Below are 12,701 nucleotides of genomic sequence, written 5' to 3'. Positions count from 1 at the left end.
CCCGCGACCTCCTGCGTGACAGGCAGGCATTCTAACCAGCTGAACTACCACTCCATAATTGATATAATAAATAAATTTTCAATCATCTCTTCTGATGATTTTATACATAGCGAAGTGGACTCGAACCAGAGACCTTCCCGAGTACTCGGGACAGGCATTCTAACCAGCTGAACTACCACTCCATAATTGATATAATAAATAAATTTTCAATCATCTCTTCTGATGATTTTATACATAGCGAAGTGGACTCGAACCAGAGACCTTCCCGAGTACTCGGGACAGGCATTCTAACCAGCTGAACTACCACTCCAAAATATAAAAAGAGCCTCCTATCGGGATCGAACCAATGACCTACTGATTACAAGTCAGTTGCTCTACCAGCTGAGCTAAGGAGGCTTTTTATTTTTTCATCCAGCCCTTTGACTGAATTCGTGGTGCAAATATAGAGGGATAGATCAATGGTGCAAAGGTATTTTGAAAAAAAATAAGGGGAAAAACTGCATCCCCTTATTTATGAGACAATTAAAATTCTCGAATTATCGAAAGTTTTTTCTTAAGCTTTTCAATTTCATTTTCAGCCTTAATGATTTTTTCGTCAAATTGATCTTTTAACTTATCAGCTGTTTTTGAAGAAGTGAAGAATTCAAGATTATTTTTCCATAGCGTAATATTATTTTCAAGGTCAGCAATTTGTTTACGAATCCCGTGTTCTTTCTTATTCAAGACTCTATTTGCATTTGGATCAGCCTGAAGTTTGTTTAGGTTAAGCCTAAATAAAAATTCCTCCTTACTTCCTCCTTCTACTCCAAGTTTATTTACATAAACATCTACAACCTCATTAAATTTGGAAACTATTTCCTTCATGTTTTTTCTAGGAACAAATCCAATTGCATTGAATTCTCCTATGTATTTTTCCAAAACTTGCTCTGACAAGTCTTCTCCTTCAGCAGCATCGCTAATTTTTTGAATTAAATCTTCTTTAAGCTTCAGGTTTTCTTCAAACTCTTTATTAACCTGCTTATTTGCATTTCTCCTATTTTCAAAGAATGTATCACAAGCAAGTTTAAACTTCCTGTAGAGTTCATCCCTTACCTTTTCAGGTGTAGGACCTATTTTTTTCCACTCCTGTTGCAATCCAATTAGTTTAGATGAAGTTTCCTGCCAATCAGTACTCTCCATCAATATTGTGGCTTTTTCTATTAATTCCTCAGCCTTCTCTTTATTCTTCAATCTTATTTCGTCGAGTTCCTTGAAGAATTGATTCTTATTATGAAAAAACTGTTTGAATAATCCCCAAAACTTCTTGTTGATTTCTTTGCCTGATTCTCTTGGAACAGGACCTGTAGCCTCCCATTCTTTTTGAATTGCCAAAACATCTTTGGTTTTCACATTCCATTCCTTAATCTTAGTCGCAGTAAAATCTTTAAAGGCAGAAAGCTTTTCTATCAGCTCCTCTTTTTTGACAAGGTTTTCTTTAAATACTTCTTTTTGACTATCGTAAAATTCCTTTCTTCTTTCATAAACTGCGTCAGAAGCAGTTTTAAATCTTTGCCACAAAGGTTCTTGTTCGTCTCTTGGAACAGGTCCTATGTGCTTAAACTCCTCGTGAAGATCATTCAAGGCTTTAATAGCATCTTTTAAATCCTCTACTTTTACTAAAGCCTCTGCTTTTTCACATATTTCTAATTTTTGCTCTAGATTCTTCTTCCTATCTAATTCTTTAAGTTCAAAATAAATACTTCTATTGTCATAGAATCTATCCATTAAAGCATTATATGAAGCCCAAAGACTTCTATTTTGAGCACTGGGAACAGGGCCTATTTTTTTCCATTCTTCTTGAATATTTTTAATAGTCCCAATACTATGAGTCGTTTCTTCGCCATCTACAAGTTCCCGAAGCTTGTCCAGTATTTCGTTTTTAGCAATTAGGTTATGTTCTTTTTTTCTTTCCTGATCCTTAATGAAACTTGATTTTTTTTCTCTGAAATCGTGGTAAGCAGCAAAAAATAATTTGTCCTCATCCTCGGATCTATATTGAAAATCATCTTCAGTTCCTCCATTTTCTAAAAAATCTTTTAATGCAGCCTCTTTCTCTTTATTATATATAGCATCAAAGTATCCTTTTATTTCATTAATTACAGAATCAATTTTCAAGTATTTCTCCGTTGCAACCAAGGCTTTGAGGGCTTCTAAAAGCTCATTCTTTGAACTTCCTGAATAGTCTACTTCTTCAATCTCCTCTTCTTCATTTTCTTCGGCATCAGCATTTTCCTCTGAATGGTTTTCATCAGATTCTTGAGACTCTACATTGCTCTTGACTGTGCTCTCTGTTTCGCTATCCTTTTTAACGTCTTTCGCTTCTGACTTCACAGAATCATCTGGAGTTTTTGTCTCCTCCTTTTGACTAACAGCAGTTTCATCTTGTGTTTCTTCGATGTTTTTTTGGGATTCATCAGAAGGTTTCTCATTCTTTTGTTCTAACTTACCATCAGCCCCTTTTTGTAAATTGGCTTTGGTCCCCTTGTCATTTTCAGACATTTCCTTGTCATTATCCATAATATAATCGGTACTTAATTGATATCCGTAATTAGCAAAAGTAGTAAAATGATTTAATTTAATCTTGGGTCTATTGGATAATTTGCCATCATCTGGTATTCCCCACCCATACTTTTCAGAATAATTTTCCATAATTCCTCAGGAGAGGCAGTAAAAATATTTTCTGAATCAATATTATCACTGATGATCCAGGTCTTTTCTTCAATTTCAGCATCAAGTTGTCCGATCGCCCACCCTGAATAGCCAATAAAAAAACGAATAAGATCTCTTTTTAAAATACCAAGACTAATCTTCTCGAGAATTTCTTCAAAGTTTCCACCCCACCACAAACCTTTAGCAAGCTCAATGCTATTTTCGGTCTGCTTTTCGCCAAAATAGATAAAGTGTAGTGTATTTTGTTCTACTGGGCCTCCTACATAAACTTCACATTCTGTAATAGAAACATCTTCTATTAATTCATTTAGTTTCAAAATAGACAGTTTATTCAAAACCAAACCGAAAGATCCATTTTCATTATGTTCACATATCAACACCACAGACCTTACAAAATTCTCATCTTGAAGGAATGGCTCTGAAATCAACAAGTTTCCGGATTCTGGTTTATTTTTCTTCTTTCCGCTCATGAAGTTGTTAAAAGTTTCTGAGGTAATTTATGGCTAAATTTTTTAAATGCAATAAGTATGATAATTTTATAATCAAAACTTTATTGTTATGGAAATTGCAGATATAAGAAGGGAATATTCCCTTAAAACCCTAGATATTTCAGAAGTTAATCCTTGTCCAATTGAACAGTTTAAGTTGTGGTTTGAAGAAGCTTTAAATTCAAAAGTGCTGGAAGCTAATGCTATGAATCTTGCTACAATTAATCAAAATGGAAGGCCGAATTCCAGAATTGTATTGCTAAAAGGCGTTGATTCTGGATTTGTTTTTTATACAAATTACAAAAGTACCAAGGGAAAAGAAATGGATTCAAATCCCTATGTTTCAGTTACCTTTCATTGGGCAGAGTTGGAAAGACAAGTGAGAATTATTGGAAAAGTAGATAAGGTGTCGGAAAAAGAATCAGATGAATATTTTTTCTCAAGACCATATGCAAGTCAAGTTGGCGCTTGGGTATCACCACAGAGTTCAAGGATTGAATCAAGAGATTTTTTAGAACACAATGAAAAAGATCTCCAATCAAAATTTACTCCTGACACAATTATAAGGCCTAAGCACTGGGGAGGTTATCGAATATCTCCTTTAGAAATAGAGTTTTGGCAAGGAAGGCCAAGTCGTCTTCATGATAGAATTGTCTATAACAAAACTAATGATGACAAATGGACAATCAATAGATTAGCTCCTTAAATTATTCATTTGAGATTAAAAAGATCATCAATTCCAACCATACGCTCAACAGTAAAACCTTCACCATATCTAGCATTTATACTATGCCCGAATTCCTTTCCGCGGGCATCAATAAAATCCAGAAAACCTGATGAGGAAATAAAACTTTCAGGCTCATTGCTATTGGGATCGTAAAATTGAGATTTAAAAGCTTTAATACTCTCCATTTTTTTATCCCAAAACTCTGTAACATCAACTACAAAATCCGGTTTGATGTAATTATTTTGAATATAATGGTAAATATACTTAGGTCGCCAGGCTTCCTGAGATTGTCCATCCCAATCAGTCTCAATTTTGCGCAGACCGCTCATGAAACAAGCTTTCGAAGCAACACTGCCACCTTTCCCATGATCTGGATGCCTATCTGAAATTGCATTGGCCAAAATTATTTGAGGCCTAAGCTTTCTAATATATCTTATAATTTGTAGTTGGTGCTGAAAGTCGTCCTCAAAAAAAACATCTTCAAATCCGAGATTTTCCCTCATTGATAACCCAAGAATTCTTGCAGCTTCAGTGGATTCTTCCATTCTGATTTCAGGAGTACCTCGTGTGCCCATCTCACCTCTAGTCAGGTCAAGAACACCTACTTTATATCCTTTTTGAATATGAGAAGCTATTGTTCCAGAACAAGCCAATTCAGAGTCATCAGGGTGTGCTGCTATTACAAGTATATCAAGATTCATGGTTTATAGTTTTTTATCAGCGAACTCTTAAGCGCTGTCCAACCCTTAAGATACTATTTGTAGAGATATTATTTAACCGGGTCAATGTACTCACTCTGACTCCATAACGCCTAGCTATTGAGCTGAGGTTTTCACCACTTCTCACCCTATGATAAATAGCTTCTTGGGTTTGAATAACATGATCAAAACTTGAAGCAGTAATTCTGTAGGTGTCTGACCGCAATCTTCCAGAACTAAAATCAAACATTTCTGTAGGGTTTATGGATAATCCCTGATACCGGACTTCAAAATGCAAATGAGGCCCTGTACTTCTACCAGTACTACCTCCAAGACCCAATAAATCACCTGCCTTTACTTCTTGGCCTACATCTGCTATTAATTTTGACATATGACCATAAAGGGTTTCGAGTCCATTTTTATGTCTCACTACAATATAATAACCATATCCATTTCGATCAAAAGATCTGACCCTAACTATTCCATCAAATACTGAGTATATAGGATCTCCAATTCTTAACCTTAAATCTGTACCATGGTGCCATCTAAACCTTCTAAAACCAAACTCCGATGTAATATGTGTTTCATCAAGTGGCATTTTATAGTCAGTCCCAAAAAATGGATCATAAAGTTTAACATAAACTGTATCCTTAAACTCCTTTGGATTGAAATCGTAAATATTAATTTTTCGGCTGTCCCATGAGGAATAGTATTCAAATGCCGTCACCCAAATACTATCAATTAGTATTTTTTCTGACACTTGAACCAATTGATTTGTAGGTGCCCAGATAAGAGATAGTGTATCTTCTGCTACAATGCTTAACCTTCTTTTCAGGTTTACAAAGTCTTTGAAAAGCAAAGAATCTGTTTCCTTCGTGAGATTTTGAAGATAGTTTTTAGAATCAAAAAGCCTGAGATCTCTCTGAACTGGATTCAAGGGAGGTGCTGGAGTCTCAGACTTAGGTTTCTTTATAATCTTGGGAAAAGTTTGTGCATGAACCTCAAAAAGGCCCATGCACAATAATAATATAGATACTAATAAGTACTTCTTAATTGTCATTTGATAGGATTCAAACTATTCTTGAGCAGCGAGATACCTTTCAGCATCAAGCGCAGCCATACATCCTGTACCTGCAGCAGTAACCGCTTGTCGATAAATATGGTCTTGAGCATCTCCACAAGCAAAAACTCCTTCAATATTTGTTTTTGTACTACCTGATTTGGTCAAAATGTAACCATTTTCATCCATTTCTAGATAATCCTTGAAAATGGATGTATTGGGTTCATGCCCTATAGCAACAAAAAAGCCAGAAATTTTAATTTCCCTCTTTTCTCCCAACTTATTGTTAAAAATCCTAACGCCTTCAACTTCGTCTTGTCCCAAAATCTCTTCAGTTTCAGTATTCCATAAAACTTCAATTTTAGGATTTTTAAGTACTCGATTTTGCATGATTTGAGAAGCTCTCATTTCATCTCTTCGGACAAGCATATATACCTTATTACAAATATTTGCTAAATATGAAGCTTCCTCACAGGCCGTATCTCCAGCACCTACTATAGCTACATCTTGACCCTTGAAGAAGAATCCATCACAGACCGCACACGCTGAAACTCCCTTACCATTTAACCTTTCTTCACTTTCAATACCCAGCCACTTGGCTGAAGCTCCTGTTGAAATAATCACAGTATCAGCATGAATTTCCTTTTGATCATCAACGATCACTTTATGTGGATATGAAGAAAAATCAACTTTGGTTACCATTCCATATCGAACTTGAGTTCCAAACCTTTCAGCTTGTTTTCTGAAGTCTTCCATCATTTCTGGCCCCATTATTCCATTTGGGTATCCAGGATAATTTTCTACATCTGTAGTAATTGTTAATTGGCCTCCAGGCTGACCCCCTGTATACAACAAAGGATTTAATCCTGCTCTTGAAGCATAGATGGCTGCTGTATAACCGGCTGGACCAGACCCGACAATTAGGGCCTTTACTTTTTCTATTTCAGAAGACATTAGATTTAATTTTTTGGGTTAGCAAATTTTAATAAAATACCCTACACAACAAAGTTAATACCTGTTAAAATTCCCGAAACTTTGATGAATATGTGGTGATCAGAAAGTTATAATAAAAACTTTATTCACTGAGAACTTTTTGAGCTATATAGAAACAAAAAAAGGGGTTTCCCCCTTATTTTGTATTTATTTTTATATCGAAACGACTATCCTAAGTAAGGTTTTAGTGTTTTACTTCTGGAGGTATGCCTTAATCTTCTTATGGCCTTTTCTTTAATCTGCCTCACTCTCTCTCTAGTAAGGTTGAACTTCTCTCCTATCTCTTCAAGAGTCATTGCATGCTCTCCATTCAATCCAAAGTAAAGCGTAATGACATCGGCTTCTCTTGATGTGAGTGTTGAAAGTGCTCTTTGAACCTCTTTTCTAAGAGAATCTGTCATCAAACCATCATCTGGCTTTTCATCACCATCATTTTCCAAAACATCCAAAAGGCTATTTTCTTCACCTTGAACGAATGGAGCATCCATAGATACATGTCTACCTGAAATCTTCATGGTATCAACAACCTCACCTGCAGTAACTTCCAACACCTCTGCTAACTCTTCAGGAGAAGGCTCTCTTTCGAATTTTTGTTCCAATTCAGAGAAAGTTTTACTGATCTTGTTGAGTGATCCTACCCTATTTAAGGGTAATCTTACAATTCTGGATTGCTCGGCAAGTGCTTGAAGAATGGATTGTCTTATCCACCAAACAGCATAAGAGATGAATTTGAAACCTCTAGTCTCATCAAATCTTTGCGCAGCCTTGATAAGGCCAAGATTTCCTTCATTGATAAGATCTCCAAGAGAAAGACCTTGGTTTTGATATTGCTTGGCTACAGAAACCACGAATCTTAAGTTTGCCTTGGTCAATTTCTCCAATGCCAATTGATCCCCTTCTCTGATGCGTTTTGCAAGCACCACCTCTTCATCTGCTGTCAATAGATCAACCTTTCCTATCTCCTGAAGGTATTTATCAAGGGACTGGGATTCTCTGTTGGTAATCTGTTTGCTAATTTTTAGCTGCCTCATTCAAGAATATTTTTGCGGTTAAGAACGAATAGTATAACAGAAATAGTTCTAATTAAAGTTCAAAGTAATAAAATACAACATTGAACTTAATCTTTTTTATCAGATTTTTCTGGTTTTGGTAACAATACTTTTCTGGATAGTTTAAACTTTCCTGTTTTTTTATCAACATCAATAAGTTTAACAACTATTTCCTCGCCTGGTTCTAAAACTCCTTCCATATTTTCAATCCTTTCCCACTTAATCTCGGAAATATGAAGAAGCCCATCTTTGCCAGGCATGAATTCCACAAATGCACCGAATGGCATGATATTTTTTACTTTACCAGTATATGTTTCACCTATTTCAGGTTGAGCAACTATAGCTTTGATCCTTGAAACTGCTGCATCCATTGAGTCCTGATTATTAGAGAAAATATTGATTTTCCCTGCATTATCTTTTTCTTCAATTACAATTGTAGCACCAGTATCTTTTTGAATCTCCTGGATTACTTTACCACCTGGGCCAATAACAGCTCCAATAAGTTCTTTTGGAATTGTCATTATGAAAGATCTAGGTGTATGTGGCTTGAGCTCAGCTTTTGGTGCTGACAAAGTTTTATTTATCTCATCCAAAATATGAAGTCTGCCTTTTTTGGCCTGATACAATGCCTCTTTCAATACATTATAATCCAAGCCTTCTACTTTAAGATCCATCTGACAAGCAGTAATTCCTTTTGCTGTACCTGTCACTTTAAAGTCCATATCTCCAAGATGATCCTCATCCCCAAGAATATCAGATAATATAGAATAATTCCCTGTTTTGGCATCAGAGATCATTCCCATTGCAATTCCAGTTACAGGTGATTTGATCTGTATACCTGCATCCATCAGGGCAAGGGATCCAGCACATACTGTTGCCATAGAAGATGAGCCATTGGATTCCAATATATCAGAAACAATTCTTATTGTATATGGATTTTCATCATCTTTAGGCAAAACCTTTTTCAGTGCCCTCATGGCCAAGTTTCCGTGGCCTACCTCTCTTCTACCTGGCCCTCTGTTAATTTTAACCTCTCCAGTTGAAAAACCAGGGAAATTATAATGCAAAAAGAACTTATTGTATCCGGAAATCATAGCGCCGTCTACCATCTGTTCATCCATTTTTGTACCTAAAGTACAAGTGGTAATCGATTGTGTTTCTCCTCTGGTAAATACAGCTGACCCATGGGCAGAAGGTAAATAATCAACGACAGACCAAATAGGCCTAACCTCATCCAACTTTCTTCCGTCAAGTCTTTTTTTCTCATTCAGCGTAAGGTTTCTTGCAGCCTCTTTATGAATTTTGCTGAAGTATGGCCCAATCAAGGATGCTTCATATTCATGTTCCTCTCCAAGACTTTCGATAAAACCTTCTTTTATGGCCTTGATTAACTCAGATCTTTCTGATTTATTTGCAATTTGTTTGCTAACTACATCATAACAAGGCTGATATAACTCAGCGTGCATTTTCTCATAAAGTGCCGGATCAGATTTTTCGTGACTATATTCACGCTTTACTTCTTTACCTACGGCAATGGTCAATTCTTTCTGAACCTGACAGTGTCTTTTGATTTCTTCATGCGCAAGCTGCATGGCTTCCACCATTTCATCTTCAGAAATCTCATCCGCTTCACCTTCAACCATCAATATATATTCCTCGGAACCTGCGACTATAAATTCCAGAGAAGCTTTTTCCAGTTGTGTAGGTGATGGATTGAGTATGAGTTTACCATCGATTTTCGCAATACGAACTTCTGAGATAGGTCCGTTGAAAGGAATATCAGAAACAGCAAGAGCAGCAGATGCAGCCAAGCCTGCGAGACAATCAGGTAATACGTCAGCATCTGCAGACATAAGAGTTATGGCTATCTGGGTATCAGCATGGTAATCACTTGGAAAAATAGGTCGTATAGCCCTATCCACGATTCTACTAATCAGAATTTCATAATCTGAAAGTCTGCCTTCACGTTTTAAAAATCCTCCAGGAATCTTTCCTGAAGCAGCAAATTTTTCTTGATAATCTACTGACATCGGAAGGAAATCTACTCCTTCTCCAGCCTCTTTTTTGGACATAGCGGTTGCTAAAAGCATCGCATTTCCCATTTTTACTACAACAGCACCATCAGCCTGCTTGGCCAATGCCCCTGTTTCAATAATGATTTCTCTACCATCCTGTAAGGTGATAGTTTTAGAAATTACGTTAGGTAACATACAGTTTTGTTAAAATAATTAAGCTAAGATTTAAAAGTAAGGTTTAATATCGTGGGGAGGTAAAAAAGTAAGGTCCTCATCATGAGAACCTTACATTCAATCTGGTATTATTTTCTAATTCCAAGTTCAGCAATAATTGCTCTATATCTTTCGATATCGTTTTTGATCAAATAGTTAAGTAAGCTTCTTCTCTTACCAACTAATTTTAAAAGACTCAATCTTGAGGAATGATCCTTTTTGTTAATTTTCAAATGCTCTGTCAGGTGCTGAATTCTGTAAGTAAACAACGCAATCTGTGATTCCGGTGATCCTGTGTCAGTTTCAGACTTTAACCTGCCATGATTTTTGAAAAGATCTGCTTTTTTCTCTGCGGATAAATACATGTCTAGCTAAATTTTAGATTTTTAAACAGCCACAAAGGTAAAACTATTATTCCAAATTTAAAAATGCGTATAATCATTTAGAAAACATTCGTTTGATCGGATTCGTGATCTTTTTAAAGAATTCCACATAAATATCTGCTTCAAATAACCTTGCATCTTTTCTTGCTTGTTTTAAGAAAAACAGTCCAAAGGGCAACAACACTAGATTTGAAAACCAAGTGCCAAAAATAGGGTCAGTTATTGCTTCTTTAGCCCACTTTTCACCTGTAATGGTCAGCATGTAATAAACGATAAAGAATATAATTGAAAGCAAAACAGGCATCCCCAAGCCTCCTTTTTTTATGATAGCGCCAAGAGGAGCTCCTATCATAAACATCACTATACATGCAAACGCAGTGGTGTACTTCTGATACCAAGCAATCTGAAATCTTCTGTATTCCCTTTCAAGGTTATCTATTTGAGTGATTTTTGTGTTGAAATTATTCTTTACCGTACGTGCATTATTCAAAGCTACTGTAGCAGCTCTAGGCTTGTAATTACCAGCCTCTATGATCGAATCCAACTTTAACTTTTGTTCAGAAGTAAACTCAGAAACGCCTTTGCCTTTACTAGCCACCGTAGAGTCAGGTGTTTTACCTTCCTCCAAGCTGTCTATTCGAATAGATGGTCTCTGAAAATCTCCATCCGGGAGTTTTTGAAGCTTTTGTCTAAAGTTTGAAGTTGTATCTCTTTTTTCAATACTACCCTCAACAGCTTTTGGAAGTGTGTCCAAATTATTAGGCAAATTAACAACTCCAAGTGAATCCTCTAACATCCTCATCTCTTCCCTAGCTACAGAGTCTATGGCCATGAGACTTGAATCAATTTTTGCAGCTTCCACCCCCACACTTAGCAAGCTGTCTTCTTTTTTATCTTTCCTAAGTTTAACCCTTACTTCCCTTAGTGAATCATAAACAGCCTTCCCTTTCACTATATCCTTGGGAGGATTTATCTTTCTATTTCTGGTGAAATAAGAGTATGACGATTCGGTGGTCAAATAATTATAATAAATGATTTGGTTAATTTCACTGGCCATTGAATCAAGTCCATCCCTTAGCTGTGCTATATTTTTAATAGATCTATTTGTGGACCAAAGATCTTCTGGAGTACGGTTCATCTGAAAAGATTCAAGATTAAAAACCATTTGATTTTCAGAAAAATTAGTTCTGCTGAAATCTACCGGTTTTTCGGTAATTCCTCTTTGAGCCCTGGATTCTTTATAGCTAATACCATTATACAACGTCAATCTCATGTATCTATCATTAAAAAATGACTCCATTCTTCCCGAATCTGCAAGAATGACATTTATATTCCCTTGTCCCTGTGAATGGTCATAAATGATGATATCCTTAAGCCGAACATCATCTACCTTTTTATTTACCTTGATACTGTAATTTGGTATACCTGCATAAAAAACACCTTCTTTGATATCTAAAGCCGGAGATTTCATTCGAATGTCATAAAGTAGGCTAAATGTCTTCAGATTAACCTTCGGTACCAGATAATTATTGGATAAATATGCGAAAATCGTCAATACAATTACAAATATACCAATGGGTCTTAAGGCCCTTAAAAGTGAAATACCACTACTCTTTATAGCTGTCAGTTCAAAGTGCTCTCCTAGGTTCCCAAATGTCATCAGGGAAGACAATAAAACTGCCAGAGGAAGTGCCATTGGTGAAATACTGATAACAAAATAGGAAATCAGTTCGACGTAAATAATAAAATCCAGCCCCTTGCCAAAAATCTCATCAAAATACTTAAGCATGTTTACTGTAAGCAGAATAAAATCTACTACAATAAATGTTAAAAAGAATGGCCCAATAAAAGACCCTAGAATAAGCTTATCAAGTTTTTTCATTCAATAATTATCGCCACTTGCATTCGTTCAACGGCAAAGTTGGCAATAATATTCAAAAATCATTAAAATTTGAATTTATCCTCCTATGATCTCCTTGAGATTGGCAACTAAATTTTCCCAAATGGACTCAAGTTCATCATCTTCATAAGTATCGCTATAGTCAATTACTTTAAGGAAGAGCGTTTGTGTAAGTTCATTTTCTTCTAGTTTGAACTCAATGTAAGCATTATCAGTCTCCTCTAAATTATTGGGATCAAAAAACTCAAATTTCACATGAAAGTTAGTTCTCATAGCGACGATCTTCGCATAATGATCTTCCCCATCGTAATCAAACTTATAAGTTTTATCTTCATTTATAGATACATCATCAGCATACCATTCCGACAATCCGCTTGCAGAACTTAAATAAGGAAATAATATTTTCCTTGAAGTATTGATTTGATAATCAGCGACAAATTTATTCTTTACCATTTTCTTTAAATTT

11 protein-coding genes and 1 tRNA gene are annotated in these 12,701 nt (G+C 35.9%); 1 reads left to right on the top strand and 11 read right to left on the bottom strand.

Translation table 11 applies throughout. From position 1 onward, the window contains the following. Positions 1–323 precede the first annotated feature (323 nt). From EA341_RS07915 to EA341_RS07905, 3 genes are all read right to left on the bottom strand, one after another. Positions 324–396 (bottom strand) — tRNA-Thr (locus tag EA341_RS07915). A 126-nt stretch (positions 397–522) separates the two neighbouring features. Further along, positions 523–2,688: a DUF349 domain-containing protein gene (locus tag EA341_RS07910; protein WP_293012796.1), complete on the bottom strand. Its 2,166-nt coding sequence runs from the start codon at positions 2,686–2,688 to the stop codon at positions 523–525. Next, positions 2,610–3,179, bottom strand: a complete 570-nt coding sequence (locus EA341_RS07905; RefSeq protein WP_293012795.1) for a YqgE/AlgH family protein — start codon at positions 3,177–3,179, stop codon at positions 2,610–2,612. The genes EA341_RS07910 and EA341_RS07905 overlap by 79 nt, the downstream gene beginning before the upstream one ends. A gap of 88 nt (positions 3,180–3,267) precedes the next feature. Between EA341_RS07905 and pdxH the strand changes: the two genes are divergently transcribed. Further along, positions 3,268–3,903 (top strand): pyridoxamine 5'-phosphate oxidase, encoded by a 636-nt coding sequence (gene pdxH, locus EA341_RS07900; RefSeq protein WP_293012794.1) that lies wholly within the window; start codon positions 3,268–3,270, stop codon positions 3,901–3,903. Between the two features lie 5 nt (positions 3,904–3,908). Here the strand turns inward: pdxH and bshB1 are convergent, their stop codons facing one another. The 8 genes from bshB1 to EA341_RS07860 all read right to left on the bottom strand — a co-directional run bounded on the left by bshB1 (position 3,909) and on the right by EA341_RS07860 (position 12,688). Next, the gene (gene bshB1 / locus EA341_RS07895; protein WP_293012793.1) at positions 3,909–4,625 is read right to left on the bottom strand and encodes a bacillithiol biosynthesis deacetylase BshB1; all 717 of its coding nucleotides are present in this window, start codon (positions 4,623–4,625) and stop codon (positions 3,909–3,911) included. 16 nt (positions 4,626–4,641) lie between these two features. Continuing rightward, positions 4,642–5,682, bottom strand: coding sequence for a M23 family metallopeptidase (locus tag EA341_RS07890; RefSeq protein ID WP_293012792.1), 1,041 nt, complete (start codon positions 5,680–5,682; stop codon positions 4,642–4,644). A gap of 15 nt (positions 5,683–5,697) precedes the next feature. After that, on the bottom strand, positions 5,698–6,636 hold the full coding sequence (gene trxB / locus EA341_RS07885; RefSeq protein ID WP_293012791.1) for a thioredoxin-disulfide reductase: 939 nt from the start codon (positions 6,634–6,636) through the stop codon (positions 5,698–5,700). A 206-nt stretch (positions 6,637–6,842) separates the two neighbouring features. Next, a complete protein-coding gene (locus tag EA341_RS07880; RefSeq protein WP_009036261.1) occupies positions 6,843–7,706 on the bottom strand; it encodes a sigma-70 family RNA polymerase sigma factor in 864 nt (287 codons plus the stop codon). An 86-nt stretch (positions 7,707–7,792) separates the two neighbouring features. Next, a complete protein-coding gene (pnp, locus tag EA341_RS07875; RefSeq protein ID WP_293012790.1) occupies positions 7,793–9,934 on the bottom strand; it encodes a polyribonucleotide nucleotidyltransferase in 2,142 nt (713 codons plus the stop codon). A 107-nt stretch (positions 9,935–10,041) separates the two neighbouring features. Next, positions 10,042–10,317 (bottom strand): 30S ribosomal protein S15, encoded by a 276-nt coding sequence (rpsO, locus tag EA341_RS07870; protein ID WP_293012789.1) that lies wholly within the window; start codon positions 10,315–10,317, stop codon positions 10,042–10,044. A gap of 73 nt (positions 10,318–10,390) precedes the next feature. Next, a complete protein-coding gene (locus EA341_RS07865) occupies positions 10,391–12,217 on the bottom strand; it encodes an LptF/LptG family permease (RefSeq protein WP_293012787.1) in 1,827 nt (608 codons plus the stop codon). Positions 12,218–12,292: 75 nt separating this feature from the next. Continuing rightward, positions 12,293–12,688 (bottom strand): START-like domain-containing protein, encoded by a 396-nt coding sequence (locus EA341_RS07860; protein WP_293012785.1) that lies wholly within the window; start codon positions 12,686–12,688, stop codon positions 12,293–12,295. Positions 12,689–12,701: the final 13 nt, after the last annotated feature.

Source organism: Mongoliibacter sp., from assembly GCF_007692705.1.
In the GTDB taxonomy this organism is placed as follows: domain Bacteria; phylum Bacteroidota; class Bacteroidia; order Cytophagales; family Cyclobacteriaceae; genus Mongoliibacter.
The sequence above is the reverse complement of the archived record's forward strand: the minus strand, read 5'-3'. Positions and strand labels throughout refer to the sequence as shown.